Genomic DNA, 16,087 nt, shown 5'->3' with positions numbered 1-16,087 from the left:
CGGAGCGTGGTCCCCCGGCTCGATTGCGTGAGCGTAGGAAGGGTCGATCATGCGTGTCCAAGGCCGATGTGGCATCGAGTGATACCTTTCCTGCATCATGTTTTCGCTCGACCAGCTGAGCGCGTTCGTCGCCGTCGCCGAGGAGTTGCACTTCGGCCGCGCCGCCGAGCGGCTGAACATGACCCAGCCGCCGCTGAGTCGTCAGGTGCAGAAACTCGAGCGCGCCGTCGGCGCCCGGCTGCTGGAACGCGACAACCGCAAGGTCGAGCTGACCGAGGCGGGGCAGGCGTTCCTCACCGAGGCGCGCCGGCTGCTCGCGCTCGTCGAGACCGCGGGCGATCTCGCCCGCCGGGTCGATCAGGGCGCGGCGGGGACGCTGCGGCTCGGGTTCACGGCCACGTCGGCGATCCGGACGCTCGGCCCGCTACTGCGCCGGCTGTCCGAGGAACTGCCGGACGTCGACGTGATCCTGCACGAACGGGTCACGCCCGCACAGATCGACGGCCTGCTGCGCGGCGAGCTGGACCTCGGGCTCGGGCGGCCGCCGTTCGACTCCGACGTCCTGGACTCCCGGATCGTGTCCCGCGAACCGCTGTGCGCCGTTGTCCCCGGCAACCATCGGCTCGCCGCCCTCGGGCGGCCGCTGACGTCGGCGGACTTCAGCGGCGAGCAGGTGATCAGCTACTCACCGACCCAGGCCCGGTACTTCCACGAGCTGACGGTCCGGTTCCTCGCCGAGTCGCATCCCCGGATCGAGCAGCGGGTGCAGCAGATCCTGACCGTGATCCTGCTGGTGGCGGCCGGCCGCGGCGTCGCGCTGGTGCCCGCGTCGGCCCGGCACCTCGGCGTCGAGGGTGTGACGTACTGCGACCTGGACGGCCCGGGCAGCCCGGTCGAACTGCACGCGATCTGGCGCCGCGACGCGACCAGCCCGGTCCTGCAGCGCGTGCTCACGATGCTCCCAGAGCATCATTAGATCCAAAATCGATCTTGGACAGGTATCCACCGGCGTTCCTACGCTGACCGGCGTGACCCATTACTCCCCCGCAGAACTCGCCGCGCAGCTGAAGACCGGGCTGCTGTCGTTCCCCGTCACGCACTTCCACGCCGACCTCAGCTTCAACGAGGCCGGGTACCGCGAGCACCTGTCCTGGCTGAGCCGGTACGACGTCGCGGGTCTGTTCGCCGCGGGCGGTACCGGCGAGGGCTTCTCGCTGACACCGGCGGAGATCGACACCGTCGTACGAACGGCCGTCTCGGAGGTGAACGGGCGCGTGCCGGTGATCGCGCCGGCGACCGGCGGGACCGCGTCGGCGGTGGCGGGTGCGCGAGCGGCGCAGGAGGCAGGCGCGGACGGGATCCTGGTGTTCCCGCCGTACCTGACCGAAGCGGGTCAGCCTGGTTTGATCGAGCACGTGTCGGCGGTCTGCCGCAGTACGAGCCTCGGGGTGACGGTCTACAGCCGGGCGAACGCGATCCTCACCGACGTGACGGTCGCGGAGCTCGCGGACCGGAACCCGAACCTGGTGGCCTTCAAGGACGGCGTCGGGAACGTCGAGCAGATGACGCGGACGTACGCGCGGGTGGGTGAGCGGCTCACGTACGTCGGCGGGCTGCCGACGGCCGAGACGTTCGCGCTGCCGCTGCTGCAACTCGGGTACAGCACGTACTCGTCGGCGATCTTCAACTTCGTCCCGGAGTTCGCGCTCGGCTTCTACGCTGACGTGATCGCACAGGACCGCGCCTCGGTGTACCGGAAGCTGAACCAATTCGTGCTGCCATACCTGGACATCCGCGACCGGACCAAGGGGTACGCCGTCTCGATCGTGAAGGCCGGCGTGAACGCGATCGGCCGCGACGCCGGGCCGGTCCGGCCGCCGCTGCAGGACCTCAGCGACGAGGAGCTCGCACAGCTCACCGAGTTGATCGGCAAGGTCAAATGACCCCGACCGTCACCGCGGTGCAGGTCGTGCCGGTCGCCGGGTACGACAGCATGCTGCTCAACCTGAGCGGCGCGCACGGTCCGTTCTTCACCCGCAACGTCGTCATCGTCACCGACAGCTCGGGCAACACCGGCCTCGGCGAGGTCCCCGGCGGCGAGAAGATCGCCGCCACGATCCGCGAAGCCGCTCCCCTGCTCGTCGACCAACCGCTCGCCCGCTACCGATCCCTGCTCCGCGCCGTGTCCACCAGATTCCAGGGCCTCGACAGCGGTGGCCGTGGACTACAGACGTTCGACCTCCGTACGACGGTGCATGCGGTGACAGGACTCGAGTCGGCGCTGCTGGATCTCCTGGGGCAGCACCTCGGCGTGCCCGTCGCGGATCTGCTCGGGGAAGGACAGCAACGCACCGCGGTCCCCGTGCTGGGCTACCTGTTCTACGTAGGCGATGCGACCCAAACAGACCTGCCTTACCGGACGGAGGATGCCGGCGACAGGTGGTCGGAGTTGCGTCGGCGGCCGGCGCTGACTGCTGATGCGATTGCCGAGCTGGCTGTGGCGGCTCAGGAGCGGTACGGGTTCGCGGACTTCAAGCTGAAGGGCGGCGTCTTCGATCCGCATGTCGAGATCGACGCGGTCCGGGCGCTGCACGACCGCTTCCCGTCCGCGCGCATCACCGTCGACCCGAACGGCGCGTGGCTGGTCCGCGAAGCCGTCGCGGTCTGCTCGGGTCTGGACAGCGTCCTCGCGTACGTCGAGGACCCGTGCGGCGCCGAGCCCGGGTTCTCCGGGCGGGAGACGATGGCCGAGTTCAAGCGGCAGACCGGTCTGCGGACGGCCACGAACATGATCGCGACCGACTGGCGCGAGCTGGCGCAGGCGATCCGCACCGACGCCGTCGACATCCCCTTGGCGGATCCGCACTTCTGGACGATGGCCGGATCGGTGCGCGTCGCCCAGCTGTGTCACGACTTCGGGCTGACCTGGGGCTCGCACTCGAACAACCACTTCGACATCTCGCTGGCGATGTTCACGCACGTCGGCGCGGCCGCACCGGGTGAGATCACCGCGCTCGACACGCACTGGATCTGGCAGGACGGTCAGGCGCTGACCAAGGACCCGCTGCGGATCGCCGGCGGCGAGATCGCCGTACCGGCAGGACCGGGGCTCGGGATCGAGCTCGACCGCGAGGCGCTGGCCACCGCCCACGAGCTGTACCTGGAGCACGGCCTCGGAGCCCGCGACGACGCGATCGCGATGCGGTACCTGGTCGAGGATTGGGAGTTCGACCCGAAACGGCCTTGTATGGTGCGTTAGATGAAGGTCTTCCTCTCCACGGATATGGAAGGTACGGCGGGGGTCGTCGACTGGAGCCAGGCCCGCGGACCCGCCACGGAGTACGAGTACTACCGGGGACAGCTGCAGGCCGAGGTGAACGCCGCGATCGACGGCGCGCTGGCCGCGGGCGGGACCGAGTTCCTGGTGAACGACTCGCACTCGACAATGCAGAACCTGCGCCCCGACGAGCTGCACGGGCGCGCGAGCTACCTGTCCGGGAAGCACAAGCCGCTCTACATGATGCAGGGCCTGGACGAGTCGTTCGACGCCGCGTTCTTCGTCTCGTACCACGGGTCGGCGGGCGCGACGGGGTCCGTGCTGCACCACACGTACAACCCGCGGGCGATCGCCGAAGTCCGGCTGAACGGCGCGATCACCGGCGAGGCCGGGATCAACGCCCTGGTGGCGCTAGCCTGCCGGGTGCCCGTCGTGCTGATCTCCGGCGACCGGATCACGATCGACGAGGCGCAGGCGTTCTGCCCGGACATCGAGTCGGTCGTGGTGAAGAACTCGGTGTCGCACAACGCCGCCCTGTCGGTCCATCCCGAACGCGCCCGCGAGTTGATCCACGACGGCGCCCGCCGCGCGCTCGCCCGGTTGAGCGACATCCGGCTGCCGAGCATCACGCTGCCGGCCGAGCTGACCGTCCGGTTCCACACCCGGGCCTTCGCCGAGCTGGCCTGCGAGCTGCGCGGCGTCGAGCGGCGCGAGGAGAGAGTCGTTGTCTTGCGCAACGACGATCCGCTGCGGCTGTACCGGACCTTCATCGCGACCGTCCTGCTGAGCCGCGGCGTCAGCGACTAGGTTGGCGACTTCGACAGTTCTACTCGCTCGCCGTCAACCTCCACTGAGCGCGGCAGCTCGACAGTACGTATAAGTACGTATACGTCCACTGGACGGTCGGCACGGACCGGCGCACGCCTGGGAGTCGCGCCCACCGGCGGACACCTCCTGTCGAGCTGCAGATTCGTTGCCGGGTGGTGCGATGTCGGTGCGTGCGTAACACTGGGTGAATGCGCGTGATCGTTGTCGGTGCGGGCGTGATCGGGCTCAGCTGTGCCATCCGGCTCGCGGAGGGCGGGTACGACGTGGCGGTGTTCGCCCGCGACCTGCCGCTGGAGACCACGTCGTCGGTGGCGGCCGCGATCTGGTACCCGTACCTGTCGGCGCCGGAAGATCGAGTGGCCGGCTGGTCACGGACGTCGTACGAGGAGTTCGCGAAGCTGGCGGAGGTCGAGCCGTCGGTGCAGCTGCTGCACGGGCGGGAGTTCCTGGTGGAGCGGACGCCGGATCCGCGGTGGGCCGACGTTCTGCCGGATCTCACGCGGGTCGGGTCGCCGCCGGTCGGGTTCGCGGACGGGTGGTCGTTCACGACCCCGGTGATCGACATGCCGGCGTACCTGCCCGCGCTGGTGAAACGGCTCGAGGCGGCCGGCGGGACGCTGACCCGTGCGGCGCTGTCCGCGCTGCCGACCGGAGCCGATCTCGTCGTGAACTGCACCGGGCTGGGTGCCCGGCTGACGGCGAGCGATCCGACCGTGACGCCGGTCCGGGGGCAGGTGCTGACGGTCGAGCCGTGCGGGCTCACCGAATGGCTGCTCGCGGACCGCTCGCCGGACGAGATGACGTACGTGGTCCCGCGCCGCAACGACGTCGTCGTCGGCGGCACCAGTCAGCCCGGCGACTGGAACCTGACGGTCGACCCGAAGACCTCGTCGGAGATCCTGGAGCGCGCCGCCGAGCTGGTTCCCCAGCTCCGTACGGCGAAGGTCATCCGGCAGCGCGTGGGGCTGCGGCCGGCGCGACCGACGATCCGGTGCGAGCTCGTCCGCACTCGCTCGGGTGAGCCGATCATCCATTGCTACGGCCACGGCGGCAGCGGGGTCACCGTCTCGTGGGGCTGCGCGGACGAGGTCTTCGAACTTGTCCAAGGTGTCTGACCGGCCGGTCATCCTGGACGGCGGTCTGTCGAACGCGCTCGAGGACCGCGGCCACGACCTGTCGGACGCACTGTGGTCGGCTCGGCTACTGCGGGACGATCCGGCGGAGATCGCGGCGGTGCACCGCGCGTACTACGAGGCCGGCGCGATGGTCGCGACCACGGCGAGCTACCAGGCCAGCGTGCCCGGCTTCGAGCGTGCCGGCGTCGACCGCTCCGAGGCCGAGCGCCTGATCACGAGCTCGGTACGGATCGCCCGCGAGGTCCGCGACGAGTTCCCCGGACGGCTCGTCGCTGCCTCCGTCGGCCCGTACGGCGCGATGCTCGCCGACGGTTCGGAGTACCGCGGCCGGTACGGCGTCAGCTCGACGGTCCTGCGCGACTTCCACGGTCCGCGGCTGGAACTCCTCGCCGCTGCGGGACCTGATCTGCTGGCCGTCGAAACCATCCCCGACACCCAGGAGGCCGAGGTCCTGGCCGAGCTCCTGGGTGATCTCGATCTCCCCGCCTGGTTCTCCTACTCGATCGAGGGCGACCGCACCCGGGCCGGGCAACCGCTCGCCGAGGCGTTCGGCATCGCGGCCGTCGACCAAGTGGTTGCTGTCGGCATCAACTGCTGCCGTCCCGCGGACGTCCTGCCCGCCGTCCGGACCGCGGTCGCCGCCACCGGCAAACCCGCGATCGCCTATCCCAACCGCGGCGAGTCCTGGGACCCGATCGCCCGCCGCTGGATCGGCGACGGCACCGGCCCGGCGACCTTCGCCCCCGACTGGCTGGCGGCGGGAGCGACGTACATCGGCGGTTGCTGCCGAGTCGGCCCGGACGACATCCGCCGCCTCAGTTCTCTGAGTGGATGAGCCGGTCGTCCCTCAGACACCCAGGACCTGGCAGAGGAGGTCCAGCGCGCCGGGATAGGCGTGGTCGGGTGGGGTGCCGTAGCCGACGATCACGGCTTGGCGGGTGGCCGGCGTGGGGTCGAAATGGTACGTCGTGAGAGTGGTCAGGCCGAGGCCCTGCCGGGCGGCCCGGGTGACGATGTCCTCGGCGTCGCCGGGCACGTCGAGCAGGACGTGCATTCCGGCCGAGATGCCGGCGACCTCGACGGTCGGCGCGCGGACCGCGAGCAGCTCGACCAGGCGGTCGCGGCGGCGCCGGTAGTGCAGGCGGGACCGCCGTACGTGCCGGTCGTAGTGGCCGGAGGCGATGAACTCCGCGAGGACGAGCTGTTCCAGCGTCGCGGTCTGGTAGTCGGCGGTCCGCTTCGCGGCGACGACCGGCTCGATGAGGCGCTGCGGCAGCACCATCCACGCCAGCCGCAGTCCGGGCGCGAGGCTCTTGCTCGCCGTACCGGTGTAGACGACGCGCTCCGGGTCGAGCGCCTGCAACGCCCCGACCGCCTGCCGGTCGTAGCGGAACTCCCCGTCGTAGTCGTCCTCGATCAGCACCGCCCCCGACTCCCGCGCCCATTCGACAGCGGCCGTACGGCGATCCGGCGCCAGCGGCACGCCCGTCGGCATCTGGTGCGCCGGCGTGAGCAGCACCCCCTGCCCGGTCAGCCGCGACGTCTGCGCACCCAACTCGTCCACCGGTACGGCGGCCACCTCCAGGCCGCGGGCCCGGATGACGTCGCGGTGCAGCCCGTACCCGAACTCCTCGACCGCCATCGTCGTCCCGCCGAGCGTCCGGACCGCCTCGCCGAGCAGGCTCACAGCCTGCACGTAGCCCGAACAGATCAGGATCCGTTCCGGGTCGGCGCGGACGCCGCGGGCCCGGGCGAGGTAGTCCGCGAGCACGGTGCGCAGCTCGATCCGGCCGCGCGGATCACTCAGCCCGAACGCCTCGTTCGGCGCCGAGATGAGCGCCTTGCGGGCCGCCGCCAGCCACTCGGTCCGCGGGAACGTCGCCACGTCGGGCGCTCCCGGCGTCAGGTCGTACCGGAAGGTGCGGGCCTCGGGCAACAGCACGGACGGCGCCGGCGGCACGGCAGCCCGGTTCGCGACGACCGTCCCGGACCCCTGCCGCGCCGTCAGCCACCCCTCCGCGACCAGCTGCCCGTACGCGTCCGCGACTGTGTTCCGCGCGATCCCGAGGTCCTTGGCCAACGACCGCGACGACGGCAACCGGGTCCCGGCCACCAGCCGCCCACTCCGGATCGACTCGTGCAACGCCCGCACCAGATCCCCCCGGCCGCGCGCCGCACCGAGCTCCAGATGCAGGTCGGCTCCGCTGGAATTGGCCCCCGAATCCTCCATAGAAGTGGACCATACACCTGGGCCGATCCAGCCGTAGGTTGGAGGCATGACAACGACGACGCGGCGGGTCAAGCTCGCCAATCTGGCCCCCGACTTCTACCAGGCGATGATCGAGCTGGACCGGGTGTCCGACACCGGCCTGGACCCGAAACTCGCGCACCTGGTGCGGATCCGGGCCTCGCAGATCAACGGGTGCTCGTACTGCACCGACATGCACTCCCTCGACCTGCGGGAGCTCGGCGAGGACCAGCAGCAGCGGATCGCCCTGCTCCCGGTCTGGCGGGAATCGGCGAAGTTCTACACCGAGCAGGAGAAGGCCGCACTGCAGCTGACCGAGGCGATCACGCTGATCAGCGTGGACCACGTCCCGGACGACGTGTACGAGGTCGCGGCGCAGGCGTTCGACGAGAAGGACCTGGCGCGGCTGATCTCGCTGATCATCACGATCAACATGTGGACCCGGGTCGGGGTGACCGGGAAGATGGAGCCCGGTCACTACCAGCCGTGAGGTCGCATCGATGACTGCCGAGAAGTTCAGGGCCCAGCACCACGGCGGCACTCCCCTGGTCCTCCCGAACGCGTGGGACCCGGTGAGCGCCCGCCTGGTCGCCGAGGCCGGTTTCGCCGCCGTGGCCACCAGCAGCGGAGCCGTCGCCCGCGTGCTCGGGTACGACGACGGGCAGCTGACCCCGCCGGAGACGATGTTCGCCGCCGTCGCGCGGATCGCCGGCGCGGTCGACGTACCGGTGACGGCCGACATGGAGGCCGGGTACGGCCTGCCGCCGAAGGAGTTCGCCGAGCGGTTGCTGGAGACCGGCGCGGTCGGCTGCAACCTCGAGGACTCGGTCGGCGGCGCGCTGGTCGACGTCGCGCGGCAGGCCGACTATCTGGCCGAGGTGCGGGCCGCCGCGGGAGCCGAGCTGGTGATCAACGCCCGCGTCGACACCTTCATCCGCCCGGTCGACGACCCGGTCGGCGAGGCCGTCCGGCGGGGGCGCGAGTACCGCCGCGCCGGCGTCGACTGCGTCTACCCGATCCTCGCGCCGCTGGACCAGCTGGCCCAGGTGGCGGCCGAGGTCGGCGGGCCGATCAACGGCCACGCGAAGGTCGGCGGCCCGACGCCGGCCGAGCTCGCCGCCGCCGGCGCCACCCGGATCTCGTACGGGACGAGCGTGCACAACCACGTCATGGCCCAACTACGGGACCTCCTCCCTGCGCTCGGCCTGAACGTTACGTCCGAATAACTGGCGGGACCTCACTCCAGTTCTTCGGACGTAAGCGCTCGCAGTGCGTAGACGAGCGCCCAGTCCTGGTCGTTCGCGAGCGGATCGGCGACGTGGGCGGGCTGCCCGTTGACGCAGCTCGGGTACACGAACGCGCAGGTCGCCGATCCGTCCGCGGCGAAGCTGACCAGGTTCGCGCGGAGGATCGCGTCCTCCGCGCGGTCCAGCCAGGCGGCGTCCGCGGGCGTGACGAGTTCGCGCGGCCAGGCGGCGTACACGACCGCGCTCAACGCGGACCAGTAGTGCGGGAAGACGTCGCCCCACAGCCGCAGCCGCCCGAACCAGTAGCCGTCCCAGTGCCGGATCGGGACGTGCCGCAGCCGGACGTCGGGCTGGTCGGCGGCGAACGCGGTCAGCCACGGCAGGCGCCGGGTCAGCTCGGCGCCGTCGATCTCGTCCGGTGCGATCCGGTACGCCGCGACGAGCAGCTCGAGCAGCGGGGCGACCATCGACTGCTCGTAGTTGACCTCGTGCGGCGGCAGCTCGTCGCCGTACGAGACGAAGGTCTTCGCGTGCCGGACCAGGTGGTCGTGCAGGCCGAGCTCGCTGAGCAGCGGGCCGAGGTCGAAGGCGAGGAAGTGGTCGCCGCCGAGCTCGTAGTACCGGTCCAGGATGCGAGTCGCCCCGGCGCGATCGCCCTGGCCGAGCAGGAAGCGGGCGAACCAGGGGAAGTTGTACAGGCGGACGGCGTTCTGGTGGATGCTGTCGTCCTGGATCGTGCCCTGGTCGTCGAGCAGATGGTCGCGGACGAACTGCTCGTAGCCGGCCAGCGCCGCGTCCAGCTCGGCGCGGTCGCCCCACCCGCGGTCACGGACCTCCTGCAGCAGCAGCGCCATGCCGACGCGTTCACGGGCGTCGGACCAGTCGCGCCACGCGCTCGAGAGGACCGTGAGACCGCTGTCGTTGTCGTACGGCACGAACGCGTACTTGCGGCTGTCGTCGAGCTCGGGCCGGCGTTGCCGGTCCAGCACGAACCGTACCCGGCGCTCGGCGACCTGCCGGAGCGGTTCGTGGAACAGTACGGCGATCCGCGCATTGCCGTCCGGCGCTTCGACGTACTGGAGGCCCGGCTCGGTGCTGGTGATCTCGCGTCCGTCGTGCAGCCGGATCGTCTCGCCGAGCTCGGCCGCGAGGCGGTCGGCGCCGATCAGCGGCGCGCGATCCGCGTGGAAGGCGGGCAGGTCGTCGTACCAGGCCAGCTGCCAGGTCCAGCGGTACGACTGGCCGGGGTCCAGGACCTTGGTCGGCTGGCCGCCCATCGCGTGCGGCGCGCGGGCGTGGTCGGTGACGTGGAGGTAGATGTGGCCGCGGATGTTGCTGCTCGTGCTGGGCTCGCGGGACTCGACCGAGTACGCCCAGAGCTCGCCTTCCTCGAGCTGCAGGCCGAGCCCCGGACCGCTGCCGTCCATCGGCACCGCCCACACCCAGGCGTCGGCGCCGCCGGTCCAGACATGGGCATGCACCGCACCGGTGAGACTCTCCCGGCTGGAGGTGTAGACGTCGCGGTACGGCGTACTGATCGCCAGCGACCCGATCTCGACCGGATCCGCGCCGGTGTTGCGCAGCTCGTACGTCTCGGTCCACTGCTCGCCGAAACGGCGCCCGACGCGCAGCTCGAGATCGCCGTACCGGTACATGAGGTCGATGCCGCTGCTCCGCCAGCGGGTGAACGCGGGGGTGTCGAACCGGTGCGCGCCGCGATCGGTGATCACGAAGCCCTTGCCCCAGGCGTGCAGGCTGTCGTGCACGACGCCCTCGTCCAGCAGGATGCGTCTGCCGTCCGGATGCAGCACCTGCGCGACCGAGCCGTCGTCGGCGAGCTGGACCGTCCCGCGACCGAAATCAAAACTCTCCACGATCCGCCAACCTATCGATGTCGAGAACCGCCGTGCGGCTCCGTCCCCCTGATGAGAACCGACCTCCGCAGCGATGGGAACCGAGATGAACAAGCAGCAGATCGCCGAGATCCTCGCCAAGCCGTACGCGCAGCAGCTCCTCGACGGGCCGGAGCCGGCCCGGTTCGCCTACGACGGCCTGGACGGGGACCCGCGGGTCGTCCCGATCGGCTTCTGGGTCGAGGGCGACCAGATCCTGATCGCCACCGTGCCGAAGGCCGCCAAGGTCGCCGCGCTCCGCAAGAATCCGAAGGTCGCGCTGACCATCGACACCGGGGCGTTCCCGCCCAAGGTCCTGCTGCTGCGCGGCACCGCCGAGCTCAGCACCGTCCCGGGTGTCCCCGAGGGCTACCTCGTCGCCGGTCACAAGGTGATGACCGACGAGCAGTACCCGGCCTGGGAGGCCGGTGTGAAGGGGCTGTACGACGAGATGGTGGTCATCACGATCACGCTGACCTGGGCCAAGCTGCTCGACTTCGAGACCACGATCCCGAAGGCCGTCGAGGACCTGATCAAACAGAAGAGCGCAAGCTGACCGGTTACGGCCAGATCGAATCGAGCTCGGCGACCTCGAGGCGTTCGATCGTGCAATCGGCTCCGGACGCGGTGAGAGTGAGCTCGTGGTGACCCGGCTGGACGCAGGCCGTCAGCGAGGCCTCACCGTCGTTGGCGAAGACCTCGACGGACGTCATGTCCACGAGGATGTCGAGCTTGGTGAGCGCGGTGATCGTCGGCTGTTCACCGTCGAGTACGGCGATGCTCCCCGACGTCACAGAGACTCGCGTGCCACAGATGTCGAACGCCAGCTCGCCGTCCGCCGGCACGGCCACGTCGCAGGTGATGCGGAGCAGCGGCCACGCCGTACCGATCTGCCAGGGACTGCCGGTGGACAGCACCCGGGCCGGCCAGGCGTTCCGGTCGCGCTCCAGGCTCGCGAGCTCCGGCACCGGCGAGCGGTACAGCCGTAGGCCGCCCGCGGTGCGGTGCAGGCTCAGGTCGCACGGGATGCTCACCTGCTGGTTGAACGGCATGTTCGGGTAGCGGCCGCCGCGCATCCAGGCAACCTGGACGCGGCGCGGGGCGGGATCGGCAGCCCAGCTCTGGGTCGCGTAGAAGTGCGGCCCACCGTCGACCTGCAGCTGCGGTGTCTCCTCGACGAAGGCCTGCCCGTCGAAACTGCCGACCGAGTAGCGGCCGTCGCCGCGCACGAGGACCCAGCGCGACTCGTCGGTTCCGGCGACCGGGAGCTCGAAGAAGTCCGGGCATTCGAAGCTGTCCGCGATCGAGCTGTCCAGCAGCTCCCAGTGCAGCAGGTCGTCGGAGCGCAACAGCTGGTACCGGTCGTCGCCGTACAGCACCATCACCCACTGCGAGCGCCGATGATCGCGGAACACCATCGGATCGCGCTCGGGCAGGTCAATGATCGGGTTGCCGGCGTAATGCGTCCACGTCCGGCCGCGGTCGAGGCTGTACGAGACGCACTGCGACCGGTTGTCGTTGCGCGACCAGAAGGCGACCATGGCCGGCTCCCCGCCGGGCTCGCCGAGGCCGGAAGTGTTGCCGACGTCGACCACGCAGCTGCCCGACTGTACGCCGGTGTCGAGGGACTCCTCGAAGAACGCCGGCTGGAGCTCCGTCCAGTGCACCAGGTCGTTGCTGACGGCATGGATCCAGCACTTGTTCCAGCGCTGCGCGAACAGGTGGTACTCGCCCTCGTGGAAGACCAGGCCGTTGAGGTCGTTGAGCCAGCCCTCCTCGCGCTCGACCGGGTTCAGCCGGTGCATGGCCCACTGCCGGGCCGTGAAGTGCAGTTGCGGGCGCAGCGCCTCCCGGTACAGCGGGGGTCTCGTCGTGTCGACCGCCGGGGTCGAGCTCGGCGCGATGTCGCTCACGTGGACGCCACTGTGGCCCGCCTCGGAGACGATCTCGAGGTGCGCCTCCTGGCCGAGCCGGTCCGTCAGGTCGAAGGACGCCGGGTGCGGCCGCTCGGTGCCGCGGCCGGTCTCGGTGCCGACGATCTCGCCCTTGACGACGACGTTCAAGCAGGTCTTGTACTCGTAGTCGCCGCCGCCGATCCGGAAGTTCAGGTACGGCTGCGAGATCACGAACGGCGCCGAGACGCGCCGTCCGCGCGCGGATGTGGTCCAGGTCAGCGGTTCCGGTGCCTCCATTGCGCGGACAGTAGCACCTGATTCGCCCGCGGACCCGCTGGTACGAGATGCTGGACAATGGCATACCAAACCCTGGAGAGGCCGATGAGCGAAAGCCGGGAGTCGGAGACCGAGCGGGTCACACGGCAACTGCGGGACGAGATCCTGGACGGCGCACGGCTGCCGGGTGAGCGGCTGGTCGAGCGGGAGCTCGCGGCCGCGCTCGACGTCAGCCGGGTGCCGGTGCGCGAGGCGCTGAAGGCGCTCGTCGGCGAGGGACTCGTGACGTTGCGGCCGCGGTCCTGGGCGGTGGTGCGGACGTTCACCGACTCCGACATCGCGGACCTGAGCGAGGTCCGGTCCGCGTTCGAGCCGCTGACGTTCCGGCTCGCGGCGGAGCGGCGGACCAGGGCCGGACTCGACCGCCTGCGGGTCGTTCTGGACGAGCAACTCGGCGCGGCGCGCGCCGGGGACGCCGTCGTCGCGCGGCGCACGGCGGCCGACTTCCACGAGCTCGTCACCGAGTTGGCGTCGAACGAGCTGCTCGTCGAGATCGAGCGCCCGTTGCGCAGCCGGATGCGCTGGCTGCTGACCCAGCACGACGACCTGGTCGCGGTCGCCGACCAGCACCAGGAGTTGTTCACCGCGATCGCGAACCGCGACGTCGAGGCCGCCGGACGGCTGGCCGGCGAACACCTCACGCAGTCCCGGTCCCTGCTCCGGAACAGGCACGCGGGCGAGTGAGAATTTTGGTATACCATTCCCGCCATGACCTCCTTGCTGCTGGCTGACGTGCGCCCCTGGGGCGGCGACCCGGTCGACGTGACGATCGTCGACGGCGTGATCTCCGACCTTTCTCCCGCCGGGAGCGGCACAGCAGCCGCCGAGCGGATCGAGGCGCGGATCGAGGGGCGGATCGAGGGGCGGGGCCTGCTCGCGCTGCCGGGGTTCGTGAACGCGCACGCGCACGTCGACAAGAGCTGGTGGGGTCAGCCGTGGGTGTCGTACGGCGGGGAGCCGACGACGCAGGGCCGGATCGCCCACGAGCGCGCCGAGCGGGACAAGTACGGCATCCCGAGCGTGAGCGGTGCGCAGGCCGTGCTGCGTGAGTTCCTCCGGCACGGGACGACGGCCACCCGCACGCACGTCGACGTCGACCTCGGGGTCGGGCTGCGCGGCATCGCCACGGTGCGCGAGGCCGCGGCCGCGCTCGACGGCGCGGTCGACGTGGAGATCGTGGCGTTCCCGCAGGACGGTGTGCTCCGGCGTCCCGGCGTCCTCGACCTGCTCGACCAGGCCGCCGCCGAAGGGGCGACGAGCATCGGCGGTCTGGATCCGGCGACGATCGACCGCGACCCGGTCGGCCAGCTGGACGCGCTGTTCGAGATCGCCGCCCGGCGCGGGGTCGGGATCGACATCCACCTGCACGACCGCGGCGACCTCGGCGGCTTCCAGTACGAGCTGATCGCCGAGCGCACCGTGCAGGCGGGGCTGCAGGGCAAGGTGAACGTGTCGCACGGGTTCGCGCTCGGCGAGCTGCCGCCGGCGCGGCGGGCCGAGCTGGTGGACCAGCTCGGCGCGGCCGGGATCTCCTGGACCACGGTCGCCCCGCCGACCTCGGCGCCGTTGCCGTTCCGCGAGATGCGCGCGGCGGGCGTTCCGCTCGGTCTCGGCACCGACGGCATCCGGGACCTGTGGTCGCCGTACGGCGACGGCGACCTGCTGCAGGTTGCCCGCGGTTTCGCCCGGCTGCACGGGCTCCGCACCGACGAGGATCTGACGTACGCCGTCGAGCTCGCGACGACGTACGGCGCCGGGTTCGTGCACCGCGCCAACCACGGCGTCATCGTGGGCGCGCGGGCCGACATCGTGCTGCTCGACGCCGAGAACGCGCCGGACGTGCTGGTGCGCGCGCCGCGTCGCGAGCTCGTGATCGCCGGCGGGCGGGTCGTCGTCCGCGACGGCGAACTCCGGGTGTGAGCAGCGGTACGGCGGTCGGGCGGACGCTGGGCTCACTGCGGGACAACCGCGTCTTCCGGCTGTTCTGGTTCTCGAACCTGTTCTTCTTCGGCGGTGTGTGGACGCAGACGCTCGTGCTCGGGTGGCTCGCGTGGGAGACGACGCACTCCGACTTCCTGGTCGCGGTCTACACAGCGGTGCGGCTGGCGCCGTTGCTGCTCGGGCCGTTCGCGGGGGCGTTCGCGGACCGGCACGACCGGGTGCGGTTGCTGATCGTCGCGGCGTCCTGGGCGCTGGTCGCGGTCAGCACTGTCGCCACGCTGGCGTCGCTCGGCAAGGCGTCGTACTGGGTGCTCGTGGTCGGCGGACTGGCGATCGGGCTCGCGCAGTCGCCGTCGCAGCCGGCCCGCGCCTCGCTGGTGATGGACCTGGTCGGCCGGCAGAACCTCAGCAACGCGAACGCGCTGAACTCGATGGCGCTCAACATGACGCAGGTGATCGGCCCCGCGATCGGTGGGCTGCTGATCACCGGGCTCGGCGCCGCGGCCGCGTTGTGGGTCTCGACCTTCTGGTACGCCGTCTCGCTGGTCACGCTGCTGCCGTTGCGCGGCCACGGCCGCGTGGCCGGCGCACACGCCGGGTCGGCGATCCGGATGGTCACCAGCGGTCTCCGCGACCTCGCGAGGAACCGGCTCGCCTCGACGGTGCTCCTGGTCACGCTGGCCGCGAACACGCTGCTGTGGCCGGTCGCCCAGTCCTTCATGCCGGTGTTCGCCCAGGAGTCGCTCGGACTGGACGCGGCGGGACTCGGCTGGCTGCTCACCTGCGCCGGCGTCGGCGGGCTCACCGGTTCGCTGGTGATCGCCTGGCTCGGCGACTTCCGGTTCAAAGGCGGCCTGTTCGTGATCGGTACGGCGCTGTGGGGCACGCTGTGGTCCCTCTTCGCGCTGTCCCACGACAGGATCGTCGCGTTCGTCCTCACGGCCGCGATCGGTGTGATGAGCGCCGCGTTCGGCGTATTCCAGACGACGTTGCTCCTGATGACCACCGACGAGTCCCTGCACGGCCGCGCGCTGGGCGTCCAGGAGCTGGCGATCGGCATCATGCCGGTTGCCTCCCTCGCTCTCGGCGCGTTCGCCGAGCACTACGGCGTCGGCAGGACAACCTTCGTCAGCGCCCTGCTGCTGGTCGTCCTGGTCGCCGCGCTGGCGATCTGGACTCCGAGCCTGCTGCGCTACAGCGGTTCCGGCTACGGTGACTGATTGACCCACCCGGGAACCTTTCCCGCGCGCCCGACACGTTGCAGGTGTCAGGCGAGAACGGAGGGTC

At 70.7% G+C, this 16,087-nt stretch carries 15 protein-coding genes; 12 read left to right on the top strand and 3 right to left on the bottom strand.

The features are described from left to right. The first annotated feature begins 97 nt into the window (after positions 1–97). The 6 genes from ACWEOO_RS23350 to mmuM all read left to right on the top strand — a co-directional run bounded on the left by ACWEOO_RS23350 (position 98) and on the right by mmuM (position 6,076). Positions 98–976, top strand: coding sequence for a LysR substrate-binding domain-containing protein (locus ACWEOO_RS23350; protein ID WP_452144792.1), 879 nt, complete (start codon positions 98–100; stop codon positions 974–976). Between the two features lie 52 nt (positions 977–1,028). Next, positions 1,029–1,943 carry a 5-dehydro-4-deoxyglucarate dehydratase gene (gene kdgD / locus ACWEOO_RS23345; protein WP_452144791.1) on the top strand — a complete coding sequence of 305 codons (915 nt, stop codon included), beginning with the start codon at positions 1,029–1,031 and terminating at the stop codon, positions 1,941–1,943. Then, positions 1,940–3,259: an enolase C-terminal domain-like protein gene (locus ACWEOO_RS23340; protein ID WP_452144790.1), complete on the top strand. Its 1,320-nt coding sequence runs from the start codon at positions 1,940–1,942 to the stop codon at positions 3,257–3,259. The genes kdgD and ACWEOO_RS23340 overlap by 4 nt, the downstream gene beginning before the upstream one ends. Next, positions 3,260–4,084 carry a M55 family metallopeptidase gene (locus ACWEOO_RS23335; protein WP_452144789.1) on the top strand — a complete coding sequence of 275 codons (825 nt, stop codon included), beginning with the start codon at positions 3,260–3,262 and terminating at the stop codon, positions 4,082–4,084. 209 nt (positions 4,085–4,293) lie between these two features. Continuing rightward, positions 4,294–5,220, top strand: a complete 927-nt coding sequence (locus ACWEOO_RS23330; RefSeq protein ID WP_363715170.1) for an FAD-dependent oxidoreductase — start codon at positions 4,294–4,296, stop codon at positions 5,218–5,220. Further along, on the top strand, positions 5,213–6,076 hold the full coding sequence (gene mmuM / locus ACWEOO_RS23325) for a homocysteine S-methyltransferase (RefSeq protein ID WP_452144788.1): 864 nt from the start codon (positions 5,213–5,215) through the stop codon (positions 6,074–6,076). Before ACWEOO_RS23330 ends, mmuM begins: the two co-directional genes overlap by 8 nt. Positions 6,077–6,088: 12 nt before the next feature. Here mmuM and pdxR read toward each other — a convergent pair whose 3' ends face one another. Then, positions 6,089–7,471, bottom strand: a complete 1,383-nt coding sequence (gene pdxR, locus ACWEOO_RS23320; protein ID WP_452144787.1) for a MocR-like pyridoxine biosynthesis transcription factor PdxR — start codon at positions 7,469–7,471, stop codon at positions 6,089–6,091. Positions 7,472–7,517: 46 nt separating this feature from the next. Here pdxR and ACWEOO_RS23315 point away from each other — a divergent pair, with 46 nt between their 5' ends. Continuing rightward, positions 7,518–7,979: a carboxymuconolactone decarboxylase family protein gene (locus tag ACWEOO_RS23315; RefSeq protein ID WP_452144786.1), complete on the top strand. Its 462-nt coding sequence runs from the start codon at positions 7,518–7,520 to the stop codon at positions 7,977–7,979. A gap of 10 nt (positions 7,980–7,989) precedes the next feature. Next, complete coding sequence (locus ACWEOO_RS23310; protein ID WP_452144785.1) at positions 7,990–8,715, top strand: isocitrate lyase/PEP mutase family protein; 726 nt, start codon at positions 7,990–7,992, stop codon at positions 8,713–8,715. Positions 8,716–8,726: 11 nt separating this feature from the next. Here the strand turns inward: ACWEOO_RS23310 and ACWEOO_RS23305 are convergent, their stop codons facing one another. After that, positions 8,727–10,610: a hypothetical protein gene (locus ACWEOO_RS23305; RefSeq protein ID WP_452144784.1), complete on the bottom strand. Its 1,884-nt coding sequence runs from the start codon at positions 10,608–10,610 to the stop codon at positions 8,727–8,729. Positions 10,611–10,695: 85 nt separating this feature from the next. Here ACWEOO_RS23305 and ACWEOO_RS23300 point away from each other — a divergent pair, with 85 nt between their 5' ends. Beyond that, on the top strand, positions 10,696–11,184 hold the full coding sequence (locus ACWEOO_RS23300) for a pyridoxamine 5'-phosphate oxidase family protein (RefSeq protein ID WP_452144783.1): 489 nt from the start codon (positions 10,696–10,698) through the stop codon (positions 11,182–11,184). A 4-nt stretch (positions 11,185–11,188) separates the two neighbouring features. Here ACWEOO_RS23300 and ACWEOO_RS23295 read toward each other — a convergent pair whose 3' ends face one another. Continuing rightward, the gene (locus ACWEOO_RS23295; RefSeq protein WP_452144782.1) at positions 11,189–12,820 is read right to left on the bottom strand and encodes a GH32 C-terminal domain-containing protein; all 1,632 of its coding nucleotides are present in this window, start codon (positions 12,818–12,820) and stop codon (positions 11,189–11,191) included. An 84-nt stretch (positions 12,821–12,904) separates the two neighbouring features. Between ACWEOO_RS23295 and ACWEOO_RS23290 the strand changes: the two genes are divergently transcribed. The 3 genes from ACWEOO_RS23290 to ACWEOO_RS23280 are packed head-to-tail and all read left to right on the top strand — an operon-like array spanning position 12,905 to position 16,020. After that, positions 12,905–13,543, top strand: coding sequence for a GntR family transcriptional regulator (locus ACWEOO_RS23290; RefSeq protein WP_452144781.1), 639 nt, complete (start codon positions 12,905–12,907; stop codon positions 13,541–13,543). A 24-nt stretch (positions 13,544–13,567) separates the two neighbouring features. Continuing rightward, positions 13,568–14,779 carry an amidohydrolase gene (locus ACWEOO_RS23285; protein WP_452144780.1) on the top strand — a complete coding sequence of 404 codons (1,212 nt, stop codon included), beginning with the start codon at positions 13,568–13,570 and terminating at the stop codon, positions 14,777–14,779. Beyond that, positions 14,776–16,020, top strand: coding sequence for an MFS transporter (locus ACWEOO_RS23280; protein ID WP_452144779.1), 1,245 nt, complete (start codon positions 14,776–14,778; stop codon positions 16,018–16,020). Before ACWEOO_RS23285 ends, ACWEOO_RS23280 begins: the two co-directional genes overlap by 4 nt. The last annotated feature ends 67 nt before the right edge of the window (positions 16,021–16,087 follow it).

It is taken from the genome of Kribbella sp. NPDC004138 (genome assembly GCF_053603655.1).
The sequence above is the reverse complement of the archived record's forward strand: the minus strand, read 5'-3'. Positions and strand labels throughout refer to the sequence as shown.

Bases quoted from the DNA above. Each gene is read 5' to 3' on its own strand.
- ACWEOO_RS23350 (WP_452144792.1), top strand. From the start codon at position 98: ATGTTTTCGCTCGACCAGCTGAGCGCGTTCGTCGCCGTCGCCGAGGAG.
- ACWEOO_RS23340 (WP_452144790.1), top strand. From the start codon at position 1,940: ATGACCCCGACCGTCACCGCGGTGCAGGTCGTGCCGGTCGCCGGGTAC.
- ACWEOO_RS23335 (WP_452144789.1), top strand. From the start codon at position 3,260: ATGAAGGTCTTCCTCTCCACGGATATGGAAGGTACGGCGGGGGTCGTC.
- ACWEOO_RS23330 (WP_363715170.1), top strand. From the start codon at position 4,294: ATGCGCGTGATCGTTGTCGGTGCGGGCGTGATCGGGCTCAGCTGTGCC.
- pdxR (WP_452144787.1), bottom strand. From the start codon at position 7,471: ATGGAGGATTCGGGGGCCAATTCCAGCGGAGCCGACCTGCATCTGGAG.
- ACWEOO_RS23315 (WP_452144786.1), top strand. From the start codon at position 7,518: ATGACAACGACGACGCGGCGGGTCAAGCTCGCCAATCTGGCCCCCGAC.
- ACWEOO_RS23310 (WP_452144785.1), top strand. From the start codon at position 7,990: ATGACTGCCGAGAAGTTCAGGGCCCAGCACCACGGCGGCACTCCCCTG.
- ACWEOO_RS23300 (WP_452144783.1), top strand. From the start codon at position 10,696: ATGAACAAGCAGCAGATCGCCGAGATCCTCGCCAAGCCGTACGCGCAG.
- ACWEOO_RS23295 (WP_452144782.1), bottom strand. From the start codon at position 12,820: ATGGAGGCACCGGAACCGCTGACCTGGACCACATCCGCGCGCGGACGG.
- ACWEOO_RS23290 (WP_452144781.1), top strand. From the start codon at position 12,905: ATGAGCGAAAGCCGGGAGTCGGAGACCGAGCGGGTCACACGGCAACTG.
- ACWEOO_RS23285 (WP_452144780.1), top strand. From the start codon at position 13,568: ATGACCTCCTTGCTGCTGGCTGACGTGCGCCCCTGGGGCGGCGACCCG.